Source organism: Muricauda brasiliensis (assembly GCF_003057865.1).
GTDB classification, from domain to species: Bacteria; Bacteroidota; Bacteroidia; order Flavobacteriales; family Flavobacteriaceae; genus Flagellimonas; species Flagellimonas chongwuensis.
In genome coordinates, this window is sequence record NZ_QBTW01000017.1 from 14,167 (window position 1) to 30,104 (window position 15,938).

General features: G+C 40.7%; 19 protein-coding genes. 11 read left to right on the forward strand and 8 right to left on the reverse strand.

The window, feature by feature from the left end:
- Positions 1–69: 69 nt before the first annotated feature.
- From DCK90_RS13725 to DCK90_RS13740, 4 genes are read right to left on the reverse strand one after another with little or no spacing between them, the layout of a single operon-like run.
- The gene (locus tag DCK90_RS13725; protein ID WP_108246844.1) at positions 70–2,097 is read right to left on the reverse strand and encodes a M3 family metallopeptidase; all 2,028 of its coding nucleotides are present in this window, start codon (positions 2,095–2,097) and stop codon (positions 70–72) included.
- An 11-nt stretch (positions 2,098–2,108) separates the two neighbouring features.
- The gene (locus tag DCK90_RS13730; protein ID WP_108246780.1) at positions 2,109–2,495 is read right to left on the reverse strand and encodes a hypothetical protein; all 387 of its coding nucleotides are present in this window, start codon (positions 2,493–2,495) and stop codon (positions 2,109–2,111) included.
- 19 nt (positions 2,496–2,514) lie between these two features.
- Positions 2,515–3,006, reverse strand: coding sequence for a 5-(carboxyamino)imidazole ribonucleotide mutase (gene purE, locus DCK90_RS13735; protein ID WP_108246781.1), 492 nt, complete (start codon positions 3,004–3,006; stop codon positions 2,515–2,517).
- 3 nt (positions 3,007–3,009) lie between these two features.
- Positions 3,010–4,164, reverse strand: a complete 1,155-nt coding sequence (locus DCK90_RS13740; RefSeq protein WP_108246782.1) for a 5-(carboxyamino)imidazole ribonucleotide synthase — start codon at positions 4,162–4,164, stop codon at positions 3,010–3,012.
- Positions 4,165–4,281: 117 nt separating this feature from the next.
- Here DCK90_RS13740 and DCK90_RS13745 point away from each other — a divergent pair, with 117 nt between their 5' ends.
- From DCK90_RS13745 to DCK90_RS13770, 6 genes are all read left to right on the forward strand, one after another.
- Positions 4,282–5,388, forward strand: coding sequence for an adenylate kinase (locus DCK90_RS13745; RefSeq protein ID WP_108246845.1), 1,107 nt, complete (start codon positions 4,282–4,284; stop codon positions 5,386–5,388).
- Between the two features lie 33 nt (positions 5,389–5,421).
- Entirely contained in the window at positions 5,422–6,423 is a 1,002-nt protein-coding gene (gene obgE / locus DCK90_RS13750; RefSeq protein ID WP_108246783.1) for a GTPase ObgE, read from the forward strand.
- A gap of 63 nt (positions 6,424–6,486) precedes the next feature.
- Positions 6,487–7,011, forward strand: coding sequence for a DUF4136 domain-containing protein (locus DCK90_RS13755; RefSeq protein WP_108246784.1), 525 nt, complete (start codon positions 6,487–6,489; stop codon positions 7,009–7,011).
- 234 nt (positions 7,012–7,245) lie between these two features.
- The gene (locus DCK90_RS13760) at positions 7,246–7,455 is read left to right on the forward strand and encodes a hypothetical protein (protein WP_108246785.1); all 210 of its coding nucleotides are present in this window, start codon (positions 7,246–7,248) and stop codon (positions 7,453–7,455) included.
- A gap of 55 nt (positions 7,456–7,510) precedes the next feature.
- Positions 7,511–8,569, forward strand: a complete 1,059-nt coding sequence (locus tag DCK90_RS13765) for a sensor histidine kinase (RefSeq protein ID WP_108246786.1) — start codon at positions 7,511–7,513, stop codon at positions 8,567–8,569.
- Entirely contained in the window at positions 8,566–9,291 is a 726-nt protein-coding gene (locus DCK90_RS13770; protein WP_108246787.1) for a LytR/AlgR family response regulator transcription factor, read from the forward strand. The genes DCK90_RS13765 and DCK90_RS13770 overlap by 4 nt, the downstream gene beginning before the upstream one ends.
- Before the next feature lie 31 nt (positions 9,292–9,322).
- Here DCK90_RS13770 and DCK90_RS13775 read toward each other — a convergent pair whose 3' ends face one another.
- The 3 genes from DCK90_RS13775 to DCK90_RS13785 form a co-directional block, all read right to left on the reverse strand.
- Entirely contained in the window at positions 9,323–9,700 is a 378-nt protein-coding gene (locus tag DCK90_RS13775; RefSeq protein ID WP_108246788.1) for a DoxX family membrane protein, read from the reverse strand.
- Between the two features lie 94 nt (positions 9,701–9,794).
- On the reverse strand, positions 9,795–10,580 hold the full coding sequence (locus DCK90_RS13780; protein WP_108246789.1) for an SDR family oxidoreductase: 786 nt from the start codon (positions 10,578–10,580) through the stop codon (positions 9,795–9,797).
- Positions 10,581–10,583: 3 nt separating this feature from the next.
- Entirely contained in the window at positions 10,584–10,895 is a 312-nt protein-coding gene (locus DCK90_RS13785) for a cupin domain-containing protein (RefSeq protein ID WP_108246790.1), read from the reverse strand.
- Between the two features lie 96 nt (positions 10,896–10,991).
- Here DCK90_RS13785 and DCK90_RS13790 point away from each other — a divergent pair, with 96 nt between their 5' ends.
- Positions 10,992–11,885 (forward strand): Mur ligase domain-containing protein, encoded by an 894-nt coding sequence (locus DCK90_RS13790; RefSeq protein WP_108246791.1) that lies wholly within the window; start codon positions 10,992–10,994, stop codon positions 11,883–11,885.
- 259 nt (positions 11,886–12,144) lie between these two features.
- Here DCK90_RS13790 and DCK90_RS13795 read toward each other — a convergent pair whose 3' ends face one another.
- Positions 12,145–12,597 (reverse strand): DUF1569 domain-containing protein, encoded by a 453-nt coding sequence (locus DCK90_RS13795; RefSeq protein WP_108246792.1) that lies wholly within the window; start codon positions 12,595–12,597, stop codon positions 12,145–12,147.
- 53 nt (positions 12,598–12,650) lie between these two features.
- Here DCK90_RS13795 and radC point away from each other — a divergent pair, with 53 nt between their 5' ends.
- The 4 genes from radC to DCK90_RS13815 are packed head-to-tail and all read left to right on the forward strand — an operon-like array spanning position 12,651 to position 15,936.
- A complete protein-coding gene (gene radC, locus DCK90_RS13800; protein ID WP_108246793.1) occupies positions 12,651–13,349 on the forward strand; it encodes a RadC family protein in 699 nt (232 codons plus the stop codon).
- Between the two features lie 3 nt (positions 13,350–13,352).
- Positions 13,353–14,648 carry a polysaccharide deacetylase family protein gene (locus tag DCK90_RS13805; protein ID WP_108246794.1) on the forward strand — a complete coding sequence of 432 codons (1,296 nt, stop codon included), beginning with the start codon at positions 13,353–13,355 and terminating at the stop codon, positions 14,646–14,648.
- On the forward strand, positions 14,641–15,330 hold the full coding sequence (locus DCK90_RS13810) for a YjjG family noncanonical pyrimidine nucleotidase (RefSeq protein WP_108246795.1): 690 nt from the start codon (positions 14,641–14,643) through the stop codon (positions 15,328–15,330). The genes DCK90_RS13805 and DCK90_RS13810 overlap by 8 nt, the downstream gene beginning before the upstream one ends.
- Before the next feature lie 54 nt (positions 15,331–15,384).
- A complete protein-coding gene (locus DCK90_RS13815; RefSeq protein WP_159075849.1) occupies positions 15,385–15,936 on the forward strand; it encodes a hypothetical protein in 552 nt (183 codons plus the stop codon).
- The last annotated feature ends 2 nt before the right edge of the window (positions 15,937–15,938 follow it).

The window sequence follows — 15,938 nt, forward strand, 5'->3', positions numbered from 1 at the left end:
AGACGCATCATTGATAGCATACTAACAGGGAGCATTTGCTATTAACTGTTTTTTAGTATTCAATCAATTTTAATTATTGGTCTCCAAAAGCCCAGCACGTTCCAATAATGCGTTGATATTTGGTTCGGCTCCACGGAACTTTATATAGAGGTCCATTGGATTCTCGGTGCCTCCTTTTGAAAGCACATTTTCCTTGAATTTTTCTGCTACCGTTTTATTGAAAATTCCATTTTCTTTAAAATAGGCAAAAGCGTCAGCATCCAATACTTCTGCCCATTTGTAACTGTAGTATCCCGAAGAATATCCACCTTGAAAAATATGGGAGAATGAGGTGCTCATACATGTTTCCGCTGTTTCGGGGAACAAGTTTGTGCTTTCAAAAGCTTGCTCTTCATAGGCTTTTACATTTTCAATGCTTGATGGGTCTGTTCCGTGCCATGCCATGTCCAATAAACCAAAACTTAATTGGCGAACCGTGGCCATACCCTCTTGAAAAGTAGCGGATTCCTTGATTTTTTCCACTAACTCCATCGGAATCAACTCACCTGTCTCGTAATGATGGGCAAAAAGTTCCAAAGCCTCTTTTTCGTAACACCAATTTTCCATCACTTGGCTGGGCAGTTCCACAAAATCCCAATACACCGAAGTACCTGATAGGCTAGGGTAGGTGGTGTTAGCTAGCATGCCGTGAAGTCCGTGACCAAATTCATGGAAAAGTGTTGTAACCTCATTAAAGGTGAGCAGTGAGGGCTTTGAACTCGTAGGTTTTGTAAAATTACAGACGTTGGAAATATGTGGTCTGCTGTTTTCACCGTTTAACATATACTGTGGTTTGTATGAGGTCATCCAGGCACCTCCACGTTTTCCCGCCCTAGGGTGGAAATCGGCATAGAACAACGAGATAAAATTATCGTTCTCATATACCTCGAAGGTTTTAACCTCTGGATGATATTTGTCCACGTTGTCCACTTCTTTAAAAGTAAGACCAAAGAGTTTTTCTGCAACTTTAAAAACCCCATTGATCACATTTTCCAGTTTAAAGTAGGGTTTCAATTTTTCATCGTCCAAATTGAAGAGTTTCTGTTTCAACTTTTCGGAATAGTACGCACTGTCCCACTTTTCCAGACGGTCGATGTTGTCCAATTCCTTGGCGTAGGCCTCTAACTCGGTAAATTCTCTTTCAGCAGCAGGTTTGGCCTTTTCCAAAAGTTCGTTCAAAAAGTCTTTTACTTTTTCGGGAGTTTTTGCCATTCGCTCTTCCAGAACAAAATCGGCATGGGTGCTATATCCCAAAAGATTGGCTCTTTCGTGTCGCAAGTTAACGATGCGCTTTACGTTTTCTTGGTTGTCCAGCTCATCATTGTGGAAACCTTTGCTGCCAAAAGCCATGGAAAGTTCCTTGCGCAATTCGCGGTTCTTGGCATATTTCATAAAAGGGATATAGCTCGGATAATCCAAAGTAATCAGCCAGCCTTCCTTGTCCTTGGATTCCGCCAACTGCGCTGCGGCTTCCTTGGTTCCTTCGGGTAATCCATCAACATCCTTTTCATCCGTCAATAACATTTCGTACTTATTGGTCTCGGCCAATACATTTTCACCAAAGGTGAGTTTCAACTTGGAGAGTTCGGCATCAATTTCCCGAAGACGTTTTTTGTTCTCCTCCTTCAAATTGGCTCCGTTTCTACTGAAATTCTTGTATTTTTTTTCGAGAAGTGTCAGTTGTTCAGTGGTCAAATCCAGAGAGTCACGTTGCCCATAAACGGTCTTTACCCTTGCAAAAAGACCCTCGTTCAAGGTAATGTCGTTACTGAATTCGGACAATATGGGCGATATCTCTTGGGCGATTTTCTGAATCTCTTCGTTGGTCTCCGCCGAATTCAAATTGAAAAAGATACTTGAAATACGGTCCAATTGCTTCCCGGAAAAATCCAGGGCCTCCAACGTATTTTCGAACGTCGGGAGTTCTGGGTTGTTCACAATATCATCGATTTCCTTTTTCGTGTCCTCGATGGCCTGAAGAAAAGCAGGCTTAAAATGTTCGTTCTTTATTTTGGAAAATGGAGCTTGGTTAAATGGCTCCAACAATGGATTGCTCATAGTTGTTACTTCTATTCTTTGTTTTTTAAACGTATCACGGCCCAATCGCTCAGCAAATAGGCAAAACCGATAATGGATGAGATCACGGCCATGGTCAATGGGGCGTAACTCCTGATGGTTGAGCCATAGGTTTTTCTGTTCATGGCGGCTATGGCCTCATCAGAATATTCGTTGAGGTCCACAAAACCGTTTCCGTTCAAATCATATTTGCTGGCATAATCCGAAATAAATTGCCAACGTATCTCAATAAAAATCAATAATCCTGCGTAGATGGTAAACACCAATAGACCGCTTTTCCATAGGCCTTTCAGAAATGGATTACTGACTTTTTTGAGGGTAAATCCAAAAAACGCCATGGCGCAAATCCCCAACAATATGCCAATTTGATTATAGTTCATAACCAAACAAGATTTTTTTCTAAAAGGTTTTCTTTACCTCCTCTGCACCTTTGATAACTTTTTCCTTAAGTCCCTCTTTATACGAAATGATGTTGTTCATGATCTCGCTGTCGGAACTACCTATTATCTGTGCAGCAAGGATACCGGCATTTTTGGCTCCATTTAAGGCTACTGTGGCCACTGGAACACCGCCCGGCATTTGGAGAATGGACAAAACGGAATCCCAACCATCAATAGAATTGCTGCTTTTTACGGGCACTCCGATAACAGGGAGAGGCGATAACGATGCCACCATTCCCGGTAAATGTGCTGCTCCACCTGCTCCGGCAATAATTGCAGAATAGCCATTGGTATGGGCACTCTTGCTAAAACTGAACAATTTTTCGGGGGTTCTGTGGGCAGACACAATATCTACATCCACATCCACTCCCAATTCCTTTAATATATCAATGGCGTCTTGCATAACTGGAAGGTCACTGGTACTTCCCATGATCACGGCTACTTTGCTCATATCTTATTTACTTATCACTTTAATGGTTTCTTTTACCTGTTGTGCTACTTCTCTAGCCCTGGCCATGTTTTCGTCAACAATGGTTACATGTCCCATTTTACGAAAAGGGCGGGTTTGTTTTTTGCCATAAATATGTGGCGTAACCCCGTCCATTTCCAGTATTTCCTCAATATTTTCATAAACCACATCTCCTGTATGCCCTTCGGCACCTACCAAGTTAACCATAATTCCAGCTACTTTGCTGTCGGTTTTTCCAAGTGGCAGTCCTAAAATGGCACGGATATGTTGTTCGAACTGGTTGGTGTATGCCGCTTCAATACTGTAATGTCCGCTGTTGTGTGGCCTTGGAGCGGATTCGTTGACCAAAATTTGGTCGTCCTTGGTTTGGAACATCTCTACGGCCAACAATCCTACATGCTTCATGTGTTCCGAAACTTTTAAAGCTACTTCTTGTGCTTTTTTGGCTACTGCATCATCAATCCGTGCAGGACAGATTACGTATTCTACTTGATTGGCCTCGGGATGAAACTCCATCTCCACCACAGGATATGTTTTGACCTCACCTTTTGAGTTACGGGCTACCACAACGGCCAACTCATTTTTAAAATCAATCATTTTTTCGGCAATGCACTCCACATTGGGCAGTTCTTTTAGGTTTTCCATCTTTCGAACGACTTTTACCCCTTGACCGTCATACCCAAATTGGGCGCTCTTCCAAACAAATGGAAAGGAAAGTCCACCATTGTTTATACTGTCCTCGATTTCCGATGTGTAGGCGAATCGGGTAAAGGGTGCCGTTGGAATGCCATGGTCGGTATAGAACAACTTTTGCACGGCCTTGTTCTGGATGGTCTTTAAGGTTTTGGTGGGTGGATATACGGTTTTGCCTTCGTGCTCCAACTTTTCAAGGGCATCAACATTTACGTTTTCAATCTCGATGGTGAGTACGTCAACGTCTTTTCCAAAGGCATAAACGGTATCAAAATCCATCAAACTGCCCTGAACAAACTCGTTGCAGGCAATTTTGCATGGAGCTTCGGGAGAGGCATCCATTACCTTGGTCTGTATGTCCCATTTTCTGGTTTCGTAGAGCATCATTTTGCCCAGTTGTCCACCACCTAAAATTCCAAGTTTAAAATCGGAAGAGAAAAATTGCATTGATTTATGAATTGAATGTGGGCAAAAATACATGAAATCCACGAGGGTATAAAAGATGTAAGGTTTTAGCAGCTTTAAAAATAGTATCTTTGCCAACCTGACCATAACTTGAACACATTGATTAAGCTTCACGATAAAGTTTTTAAGCCCTATTTAAAGGAAGAGCAAATCCTTGCAGCCATTGATAAAATGGCCAAGGAGATAGCAGCTGATTATAAGGATGAAACACCACTTTTTGTAGGCGTACTCAATGGTGCTTTTATGTTCGTGGCCGATTTTTTGAAGGCCTACCAGCACCCATGCGAAGTTTCTTTTGTGCGGTTGAGTTCGTATCAAGGATTGACCTCGACAGGGATTGTGGAAACACTTTTGGATGTTCCCGAAGAATTGGAGGGCAAAAGCGTAATTATTTTGGAAGATGTGGTGGATACGGGCCGTACATTGAAGGAGTTGGTCCACTTGTTTTCCAATACCAATGTAAAGGAGTTTAAAATCGGTACGCTGTTTTATAAATCCGACATTTATAACGGGGAATATGCCATAGATTATGTGGGTCTTGAGATTCCAGACCATTTTATTGTAGGGTATGGACTTGATTATAACGAGCTGGGCCGAAATCTTAGAGAAGTTTACCAATTAAATCAAACAGATATGATCAACCTAGTGCTTTTTGGAAAGCCAGGAGCAGGGAAGGGGACCCAAGCAGGTTTCCTAAAGGAAAAGTATAATTTGAAACATATTTCCACCGGGGATGTTTTCCGGTACAATATTAAAAATGGAACCGAACTTGGCACTTTGGCCAAGTCCTACATAGATAAGGGCGATTTGGTTCCGGATGCCGTTACCATTGATATGTTGAAGGACGAAGTGGAGAAAAATCCCGACGCAGCAGGTTTTATTTTTGATGGTTTCCCACGCACCGCGGCTCAGGCAGAGGCATTGGATAATTTCTTGGAATCTAAGGATATGAAGGTGAATGCAACCATTGCTTTGGAAGCTGAGGATGACATTTTGGTGGAGCGACTTTTGGAGCGCGGAAAAAGTAGCGGTCGTTCTGATGATCAGGACGAGAGCAAAATCCGTAATCGTTTTGATGAATACAATGAAAAAACAGCTCCTTTGAAAGCCTATTACGAGAAGCAGGGAAAATTCCACTCGGTAAACGGGATAGGTAATATTGAGGAGATTACAGGTCGCTTGAGCAAGGTAATCGATTCCCTATAATTGATATCCGCAAAGACTTTTTTATATTAGAATATGACCGAAGGAAATTTTGTCGATTATGTAAAGGTGCACATCTCTTCCGGAAACGGGGGCAAGGGGTCTGCGCATTTACGTCGTGAAAAATATGTGGCCAAAGGTGGGCCAGATGGTGGTGATGGTGGTCGAGGAGGTCATGTTATTGTCAAAGGGAACAAAAACCTGTGGACACTTGTCCATTTTAAATTCAAAAAACATTTTAAGGCAGGCCATGGTGAGCATGGTAGCAAAAGCCGAAGTACCGGTGCCGATGGTGAGGATGTATACATGGAAGTGCCTTTGGGCACTGTGGTACGTGACACGGAAACCAACGAGATACTCTTTGAGATTACCGAAGACGGCGAAGAGAAAATTGTACTCGAAGGTGGCATGGGCGGACTCGGGAACTGGCATTTTAAAAGTGCCACCAACCAAACTCCCAGATACGCGCAACCCGGAATTAAAGGGCAAGAGGGCCATTTGACCCTTGAGCTTAAAGTCTTGGCCGATGTAGGGTTGGTAGGTTTTCCCAATGCTGGGAAATCAACCTTGTTATCCGTAATGACCTCCGCAAAGCCCAAAATTGCCAATTACGAGTTTACTACACTAAAACCTAATTTGGGAATTGTGGAATATCGCGATTTCCAGAGTTTTGTGATGGCGGATATTCCAGGAATTATTGAAGGTGCAGCCGAGGGAAAGGGACTTGGGCATTATTTTCTGCGTCATATAGAACGAAACGCCACCCTATTGTTTTTGATACCTGCGGATAGCAAGGATATTAGCCAAGAGTACAACATTCTTTTGGATGAATTAAGAAGGTACAATCCCGAGTTGTTGGACAAAGGTCGTATAGTGGTCATTTCCAAATGTGATATGTTGGACAAAGAACTGATTGCAGAAATGGATGAGGATATGAAAGAAGATTTCAAGGATGTTCCCTATATGTTCATTTCGTCCGTAAGCAATTTGGGTATTCAGCAACTTAAAGACAGACTTTGGAAGTTGTTGAACGAATAACGACCTGGCATCTACCATCTAATCAATATATTGATTAATTTTAGGAGAACCCAATTATCCAATATGCGCTATTTACTTTCCATAGTTTTGATTGTTTTGTTGGCATCCTGTAGCTCTGTCAAGGTAAACTATGATTACGATAAAACAGTAGATTTTTCCAGCTATTCTACCTATAACTATTATTCCGATATGCAATCTGGATTGAGTCAGTTGGATGAAAAAAGATTGCTCAATGCCTTGGATTCTACCTTGCAAGCTCGTGGCTATCGATTGGCCGAAGAACCTGAACTTTTCATCAACATTATGAGCAATGAATATAGGAGCGCTCCGAGCAACAACGTAGGAGTTGGACTTGGCGGCGGCGGCAGAAACGTTGGAGGTGGTATTTCTGTAGGATTACCATTGGGTGGCCCAAATATGCAGCGTAGTATCCAAATCGATTTGGTGGATGCACAACGGGATGCCCTTGTCTGGCAGGCAGTGACCGAGAGCGGACTCCGGGAGAATGCATCGCCAAGTGTACGGGAGGATAAGCTACGTGCCGTGGTAAAAAAGGTATTCTCTAAATTCCCTCCGAAGGGAAAATAATATTGGTAATCAGTTGTTTACTGTATTTCGTTGTCGAAAAACACCGGATTTACCGTTCGGTTCGTCAAAATTACCACTTGTCATAAATCACTTCATCAGCAAATAATTGTCCGGTACTTTAGCTTCAGAAATAAATTCTAAAACCGAACAGTTATGATCGCACTAGCCAAATTAATTATTTCAATTTTAGTAAGTATTATTTTATAATCGGCTAACGTTGCAAAATCCATTAATATGAAAAAGCTTAAGACAAGTCAGAAAGTAGTATTGGCCATGGGAATAATTGGTGTGTCCATAGGAATATTTGGAAAATATAAAACATGGGAGTATATGGAGTACTTTCCATTTTTCTATTCGGGAATAACTATGATGTGGGTTGCCTTTTTGCCACAGAAAAAGTCTTGCAGCAATCCATTTAAAAGAAAAGCCGAACAAAAATCGTAGTAGCACCAATACTGAATTGGTTTGATGTAAATTTGGGTAAACTTGGCTCAATGGAATGGAATTAAGTAGTAGAAAGAGAAATATTGCATTTTGGACCCTTCAATTATTGGGGTGGGGGTTTATCAATGCCATTGCAGCTTTGATTCCCCAAAATATAAGTTTGGAGATGACCGTTTTCTCTGTTGTCGTCGGAATTTTTATAGGTGTATTTTCTACTTCAATATTACGTTGGTACCTTAAGAGAAATGTTCATTTTGATTCCTTTGGTGGAAAAGAGGTTCTGAAAATTATTATATCCATATTATTGGCCTCCACGATTTTCGGGCTTTTAAACGTCTTTTTCGGGTATATCTATATAAAATTTGGTCCAGAAATCACGGAGGCAGAAATGCAAATGTTCGAAGGTTATGACAAAGTCATGGTCCAAGTGTTGAATTCTCTCTTTTTGGTGGGGGCATGGACCATAACGTATTTGGTCATCAAATTGCTTTTGAAATTAAATCAGGATAGAATAGAAAGACTTGAGCTGAATACCACCTTAAAGCAGGCCCAATTAAACACCTTAAAGGGACAGATCAATCCACATTTTATGTTCAATAGCCTTAACAATATTCGGGGTTTAATGTTGGAAGATGTGGAAAAATCAAGGGAAATGCTTACCAAGCTGTCCGAAATTATTCGCTATTCCCTTACAAAAAATAATATCAATGATATTCCGGTACGGGAGGAGTTGGAAGTAGTGGACAACTATATCGACCTTTCTAAAATACAGTTCGAACATCGTTTGGAGTTTGTGAAACAAGTAGGGGCGGATACCTTGGACCTTAGAATTCCGCCGATGATCATTCAATTACTGATAGAAAATGCCACAAAGCATGGTATTTCCAATCTTAAAAATGGAGGAAGGATTCTCTTGGATATAACCAAGAAAGAAGATGATTTGATTATAGAGGTAAGGAATACAGGAAAACTCAAAATTGCCAAAGATTCCACCAAATTGGGCTTGATAAACATAGAACAGCGCTTGAAGCTACTATATGCTGGCAAGGCATCTTTTAAATTAGAGGAAAAATCCGATGAGGTAGTGGCTGAAATTAAAATACCATTGGCATGAAGATCAGGGCGGTAATAGTTGAAGATTCCAGATTGGCGAGGAACGAGCTCAAGGAACTCATTAAGCTACATGATGATGTGGAACTTGTTGGTGAAGCAAGCAATGTAGATGATGGTGTTGAATTAATTGAGTCCGAATCACCTGATTTGTTGTTTCTAGACATCAATATGCCGGAAAAGGATGGTTTTGACTTGTTGGAAATGTTGGATGAGGTGCCGATTACCATCTTTACTACGGCCTATGATGAATATGCCATAAAATCTTTTGAGTACAATGCATTGGATTATCTGCTAAAACCGGTCAGCAACAAACGTTTTGATATGGCCATTGAGAAAGTCCGTGCAAAAATGGTTGCCAAGCAAGTAGATAGTCCCGCTACCAAAAAGTTGACAGAGGGCAGTCAGATTTTCATAAAAGATGGAGAGGACTGTTGGTTGGTGAAAGTAGGGGATATATCACTCTTCGAAATTGTCGGGAACTACACGAGGGTATTCTTCGAGGATAAAAAGCCCATGCTCTACAAATCGCTTAACCAAGTGGAAGAAAAGTTGCCCGAAGACTCATTTTTTAGGGCCAACCGTCAGCAAATCATTAATACCAACTATATTGAAAATGTAGTTCCATGGTTTAATGGAAAGCTTAAGCTTACCATGAAGAACGGAGAGGAAGTGGAGGTTTCTCGAAGGCAATCCTATATTTTCAAGGATAAAATGAGTTTATAAAAAACCTCCAATTCAATTGGAGGTTTTTTTGTTAAGGTCTTAAAATGTCCTTGTATCGGTCTTTATAGCCGACAAGCACAACAATGTTGAGAATCAGTAGTGCCAGGGCAGGGGCAATGGACTCCATCGCCATGGTTAGATGGAACAGGACAGCACATACCGATACACTCATCAATATGATTGCCATTAAAGCTCCATATTTGTTCAAAATGAAGGAAATGCCTGCCAACACCTCTACCAATCCAACTAATATTAAAGTTTTGGACATTGTCAACCCTGTAAAATAGGTCATCATACCTTCTGGCATTTCCTCTGGAGCGGGAAGAAAAGGGTAAAGTTTGTTGGCACCAAAAATGATGACGAACAGTCCCAATAGGATACGGGCCACCATAAAAACTTTTGAATTCATAAGTGTAAATTTTATTGGTTACACATTAAAAGTATTCAAAAATTGAATATGTGATAATTTTTTGGTAAGATTTAATTTGTTGGGAGCCAGTTTTTTAAAGTGACTTCAACAAGCCTCCATCAATAGGAATATTAGTTCCTGTGATGAATGCAGATTGGTCCGAAGCCAAAAATGCAACCAAGTATCCATATTCTTTGGGATCTCCAATTCTTTTTACAGGAACTTGCTCTTCCATATTTGAGCGCACTTCATCAGATGAAATTCCTAACTTCTCAGCCTTTTTGGAATTTAATTGGGCAATGCGGTCCGTATCAAAGTAACCTGTTAGCGTGCTGTTTACTGTAATACCATCTTTGGCCACATCATAAGCCAAACTTTTGGCCCAAGTGACCACCGCAGCTCGAATAGTGTTCGAAAGAGCCAAATAGTTCAATGGTTCCTTTACCGAAATAGACGCTATGTTAATGATGCGGCCCCAGCGGTTCGCCTGCATGTGTTTTAAAGCGAGTTCCGTAGTGTAAACAACAGATTTGAAAAGCAGGTCAAATGCATTTTGATAATCTTCAACATTTTTTTCCAATGCGCCGCCGCCTTCGGGACCTTGGGTATTGTTAACCAAAATGTCTACAGAATTGGTTTCAAAGAACCCGGATATTGTTTTCTTATAGTTTTTGAAATTGGAAAAATCCACGGATAGGAACTGGTGTTTTTGCCCTTGCGAAGAGTCCAATTCACTAATGATATCTTTCATACGTCCCTCGCTTCGGGCCATCAACGTAACGCTGGCGCCGCTTTCGGCCAATTGCCGAGCGATAGCTTCACCGATTCCTTTGCTGCTGCCGCCGACCAAGGCATTCTTTCCTTTTAGAGATATGTTCATAGCTTAACGGTATTCTTCTCTAACCGGACTAAAAATGTCCATTAATTTACAGGCCGTCACTGCCCTACCACTATGCGGGGCATTGGAAGGAATCACCACAATATCTCCAGCAGTGTAAGTTCCTTTTTCGCCATTCAAGGTGAATTCAAAAGTACCTTCCACCACGTGCATAATTTGTTCATGATTGTGCTGGTGCTCGGGCACTTCGGCATTTGGTTCTACATCCCAAAACACCCAGCTCATCCGTTCTCCGTGTACCAATTTACCATGGTAGCCAGGCATAATTTCTTTTGATTTTATTTGTGATAAATTCATAGTTCTCAAATTTACCACCAAGATAGGCATTAATCTAGGGTTTCGGAATTTGTATTGGCACCGGCATTGGCTATTTTTGAAAACTAAATTGAATCAATGCAGGTACATTTTATAGGTTTGGGCGAGGTAGAAATGTTTAATCTGGCCTTAGCTCTTCATAAAAAGGGAGATACAGTGACCGGAAGTGATGAACTTTTTGATGAATCGTTGAAGGCCGTTATGCGAGACCAAGGATTGATGTTGGATGAGATAGGTTGGTTTTCAAATAGGGTCAATTCACAATTGGATTTCGTTGTTTTAGGTACTAATGTTACAAGCGACAACCCGGAATTGGAAAAGGCTAAGGAACTAGGTTTGCGATTGGTTTCTTACCCTGCGTTCCTATACGAGCTGGTTAAATTGAAAACACGTGTTGTGATAGCCGGCAGCCAGAGAAGGTCCGAGGTCGTTTCAATGGTTTTACATGTATTGGACTATAACAATATTGAGGTCGATTATGTGCTTCCTTCTCCAAATGGAATCCATCTAACCGAAGAAAATGATTTTATTGTTATGGAAGGTGGTGATAGGCCATCATCTGTTATTGATGCCGTACCACAGTTTCACAATTATCAGCCAAACATTGCTTTATTGACCGATATTGAGTTTAAAGAAGGAAGTTTTTACTCCGATTTTGAAACCTATGCGGAACAATACGGGATTTTTGTAAATAGTATTGTAAAGGGAGGAAGTATTACCTATAATGAAGAGGATGTTGAAGTGAAGAAACGAGTAGAATCATCAGAAAACCCAATCAGAAAGTTCTCATACGGAACCCCGGACTATCAAGAAGCGGACGGACAAATATTTTTGGATACACCAGATGGGGAAATGCCATTGGAAATATCCGGTGAAACAGCTTTGAGCAATTTAGCGGGGGCCAAATGGGTTTGCCAACAAATGGGAGTGGACGAAGTGGAGTTTTATGAGGCGATGGCTACATTTAAGTAGCTTCAAATCCAATATTTGAAAGGATTCGAAAATGTAATTTTGTCAGTTATGGGTTAGAGGAATGGTAATTGATTGATATTCTGAATGAAACGGCTCCTTCGCAATATCTCATTTTACTTAAGACGATTTTTGTCTGTTTCGTTTCTTGCATTTATGTTGGGTATATCCAACGTTTTTCTACAAGAAGACCGAATGATAAATGATTCAAGGAAAAAAGTAGAACAGCACGAGGTTCAGGATGAAGACGATGGACTCTGACTCAAACATTGAATTGTCTTAAATGATGGTCCAAGTGTTTGTACTGCATCTGTCCCCATTGTTGGGGCGTAAACGAACCAAAAACCGGATGTGGGTCCCATTCTTTTTTATCTTTTTCATTATGAAAATCGTTCACAAGACCTAGTAAGATATCCTTTTCTTCCGCAAAATTTTTGTCCTCTACAACCTTCAAACCTTTGGCGGTGGGCAAACCTTGGCGCCATGGTTTATCATCGTACAAGCTTTTTTTAAAAAATTTGCCCACAAGTTTGAGCATAAAATTGGCGTTGCCATCCGATTTGTGCCGTTTCAAGGATATTTTTAATGGAAATTGGCAATGGTGGAGCATTTGCCCAACCTCCATTTTGCCCCATTGCCTTTCCGAAGATTCTGAAAGTTGATGGATACGTGCGATAATTTCTTCGTGCGCCTCAGTATTGAAAAGGGATTTCATAATGAAGGATTTATATTGAAAATTACATAAAATTATTCTCCTATCTTTAGCGCATGCAAGAAAAACTAGCTTCCTTTTCCATAAAAAACTGGGCCGATGATGATAGGCCAAGAGAAAAATTGGTGCAAAAAGGGAGTTTTGTACTTTCGGATGCCGAACTGATTGCTATTTTAATTGGATCAGGGAGTAGGAACGAGAGCGCAGTGGAACTTTCCAAACGAATATTGGCCTCTGTGGACAATAACCTCAATGAGCTCGGAAAGTTATCGGTAAGCCAGTTGATGCGGTTTAAAGGTATTAGTGAGGCCAAGGCCGTAACAATTGCCGCCGCATTGGAGATGGGTAGGCGAAGACGATTGGAGGATACTTCCAAAATAATCAAAATACAGAGTAGTCACGATGCTTTTGAGTTGCTATATCCACTAATCGGTGAACTTCCGCACGAGGAGTTCTGGATTGTTTACCTGAACAATTCAAACAAAGTTGTCCATAAGGCACAGCTAAGCAAAGGGGGCATTACAGGAACTTTGGTAGACGTTAGGCTTGTTCTAAAGCAAGCATTGGAGCTTGGTGCTGTGGGTATTATTTTGGCACATAACCATCCTTCAGGGACATTGGTGGTAAGTGCTGCTGACAAGCAAATAACCAAAAAATTGAAAGTAGCGTCAGAAGCACTGGATATAAAAATATTGGATCACTTGATCTTGGCTCAACACCAATATTTGAGCTTTGCAGATAAAGGAATACTATAGCCCATGTTGTTGATTTTCACACATAAGATAACCAATCGATTGACCTATACTGCCAAACAGATTTTTGAAAAAATCTTGGGTGTGGAGATGGGTTTTACTACAAAGGTCGAAGAGTTCATCAAACACAATGGGCCTAAAATGACCTATTCCAAACAACCTCTGCAGAACGAATTCTTTATTCGAAGCAACGATCTTTTGTTTGAGCAAGGCATCAATGATTTAGAAGTGAAGGTTTCTGATTGGGACGGGCTTCCCTGTTTTTTTTCAGCTGGGGATAAAAGCACTGTTCCCTTTGATGTTTTTTCGGCCAGTTTCTTTCTTTTGAGCAGGTACGAAGAATATTTGCCGCATGTTAAGGACAGTGTGGGCAGGTTCCCTGTGAAGGAAAGTATAGCTTATCAGAATGACTTTTTGGAGCTTCCCGTGGTAGACCTTTGGGCCTACAAATTATTGGAGGCCTTAAAGGATAGGTTCCCGGATTTGGAAAATAAAGAAAAGGACTATCGTTTCACCTCGATTATAAATGTTACAACTTCACATGCGTATGCCATGAGAGGGATTGCCCGTAGTATTGGAGGGCTTTTATTGGATTTGGGAAATTTTAGGTTCAGGGATGTCTTGGATCGCTTTTCGGTGATGATGAGGCTCAAAAAAGACCCTTATGATAATTTTTTCGAGTTAGTGGATATCCATAAAGAGTTTCCCATTAAGACCATGTTCTTTTTTCAGTTTGCAAAACATTCGGCGCACGATAAAAACGTATCCACCAACAATAACAAATTTCGTTATTTGATCAAATCCGTAGCTGATTATAGTATTGTTTCCTTGAGTACCTCGTTTATATCATCTTATGATAAAAATGTGCTCCGGGAAGAGAAGAAACAATTGGGCAACTTAATCAATAGACCCATCAGCTATGCCCGCTTGCGTTACAATAAAGTAAATGTTCCCGCGACCTACAGGAATTTGGTGGAAACGGAGTTCACGGATGACTTTTCCATGGGTTACACCCACGAAATTGGTTTCAGGGCAGGTACGTGTACGCCTTTTTATTTTTACGACATCAATACAGAGGTGAGACAACCTATTAAGATTCATCCATTTGCCATGCATGACTATGCTTTGGTAAAGTACAAGAGCAAGGAGGAAGTTTACGAGAAAATGGATAAGGTATACCGATTGGTAAAACAAGTCAAGGGCGACTTTATTCTTGTATTCTCAAATGAGCTCTTGGGAGGAAAGCAGCAGTTGGATTGGATGGAGCTGTATCAATCCCTTTTAAAGAGATACTATGTTTGATGATAAAGTAACCGATGTTTTTTTTGATTTGGATCACACCCTATGGGATTTTGAAAAGAACTCAGCATTGACCTTCGCCAAAATTTTGGTAGAAAACAAGGTCAATGTAGATTTGGATAACTTTTTGGAGGTTTACGCTCCCATTAACATGCAAATGTGGGCATTGTACCGGCAAAATGGAATTGAAAAGTCCCAGCTAAGATACCAGCGGTTAAAGCAGACGTTTGATAAACTAGGTGAGCATGTGCCAGATGAAGTTATCGACATATTGGCCCACGAATATATCGCCCATCTATCATCTTTCAACCATTTGTTGCCGAATACTCTGGAAACTTTGGAATACCTTTTTCCAAAATACAAGTTGCACATTATAACCAATGGATTTCAGGAGGTACAGACCAAAAAGTTGAGAGGAAGTGGAATCCATCATTATTTTCAAAAAATAATTGATTCAGAGATGGCCGGTGTTAAAAAACCGGACCCCTACATTTTTCAAATGGCATTGGAACTGGCAAAGGTAAAGCCCCAGAACTCGTTGATGATAGGGGATAATCTCGAAGCCGATATTTTAGGGGCAAAAGCCTTGGGGATGCAAGTGCTGCACTATAATTTTCACAAAGAATCCAATCATGGAGAATGTACCATGATTCACGACCTTATTGAAATAAAAAACATTTTATAGAGTTATATTACAAGTGGTAAACCCCATTTTTGATACTTGGAAATGTTTTTGGCTATGAGAAAATTACTGTATTCCACTCTCTGGATCACAGGATTGTTGGCTTGCACCATATCCTGTATGGAAGAGCAAGATTTTGATCAGTTTGATGATTTAAGGGTGACCCCGACCTTGTCCTCAGGGATTTTTTATTTTGAATCCGATGAGGAGACCATAAATTTAGCAGGGCCATTGGGCTCTTTTTATTTTGAAGAGGTCACTTTTGAAGCGTTTAACGAGCAGTATGTTGCAGAGCGTTTAATAGAAGGAACAATAACCTATCAAATAGAAAACACCACAAGCAAAAGACTTCGCATAGTGATTGAATTTTTGAATGAAGATGGAGGGGTGTTGGATGTAGAGAGATTTGATATCGAGGCCAATAGTCCGAATGTTGCAGAGTATCCAGTCTTTTATGGGGCAGGAGGTAAGAACATCGATATATTGTCCAGTACAAAAAGTCTTCGAGTATCTGCTGATAATTTGGGTGATGGCTCAAGTGTTTCTGCAAATTCCGATGCAAAGATTATATTTCGCTCTGGAGCTGAATTTTTATTTCAACTACAATGAGT

Coding starts and splice junctions, on each gene's coding strand:
- obgE (WP_108246783.1), top strand. CDS start 5,422: ATGACCGAAGGAAATTTTGTCGATTATGTAAAGGTGCACATCTCTTCC.
- DCK90_RS13815 (WP_159075849.1), top strand. CDS start 15,385: ATGAGAAAATTACTGTATTCCACTCTCTGGATCACAGGATTGTTGGCT.
- DCK90_RS13730 (WP_108246780.1), bottom strand. CDS start 2,495: ATGAACTATAATCAAATTGGCATATTGTTGGGGATTTGCGCCATGGCG.
- DCK90_RS13760 (WP_108246785.1), top strand. CDS start 7,246: ATGAAAAAGCTTAAGACAAGTCAGAAAGTAGTATTGGCCATGGGAATA.
- DCK90_RS13805 (WP_108246794.1), top strand. CDS start 13,353: ATGTTGTTGATTTTCACACATAAGATAACCAATCGATTGACCTATACT.
- DCK90_RS13740 (WP_108246782.1), bottom strand. CDS start 4,164: ATGCAATTTTTCTCTTCCGATTTTAAACTTGGAATTTTAGGTGGTGGA.
- DCK90_RS13785 (WP_108246790.1), bottom strand. CDS start 10,895: ATGAATTTATCACAAATAAAATCAAAAGAAATTATGCCTGGCTACCAT.
- DCK90_RS13775 (WP_108246788.1), bottom strand. CDS start 9,700: ATGAATTCAAAAGTTTTTATGGTGGCCCGTATCCTATTGGGACTGTTC.
- DCK90_RS13810 (WP_108246795.1), top strand. CDS start 14,641: ATGTTTGATGATAAAGTAACCGATGTTTTTTTTGATTTGGATCACACC.
- DCK90_RS13725 (WP_108246844.1), bottom strand. CDS start 2,097: ATGAGCAATCCATTGTTGGAGCCATTTAACCAAGCTCCATTTTCCAAA.
- DCK90_RS13780 (WP_108246789.1), bottom strand. CDS start 10,580: ATGAACATATCTCTAAAAGGAAAGAATGCCTTGGTCGGCGGCAGCAGC.
- DCK90_RS13765 (WP_108246786.1), top strand. CDS start 7,511: ATGGAATTAAGTAGTAGAAAGAGAAATATTGCATTTTGGACCCTTCAA.
- purE (WP_108246781.1), bottom strand. CDS start 3,006: ATGAGCAAAGTAGCCGTGATCATGGGAAGTACCAGTGACCTTCCAGTT.
- DCK90_RS13755 (WP_108246784.1), top strand. CDS start 6,487: ATGCGCTATTTACTTTCCATAGTTTTGATTGTTTTGTTGGCATCCTGT.
- DCK90_RS13795 (WP_108246792.1), bottom strand. CDS start 12,597: ATGAAATCCCTTTTCAATACTGAGGCGCACGAAGAAATTATCGCACGT.
- radC (WP_108246793.1), top strand. CDS start 12,651: ATGCAAGAAAAACTAGCTTCCTTTTCCATAAAAAACTGGGCCGATGAT.
- DCK90_RS13790 (WP_108246791.1), top strand. CDS start 10,992: ATGCAGGTACATTTTATAGGTTTGGGCGAGGTAGAAATGTTTAATCTG.
- DCK90_RS13770 (WP_108246787.1), top strand. CDS start 8,566: ATGAAGATCAGGGCGGTAATAGTTGAAGATTCCAGATTGGCGAGGAAC.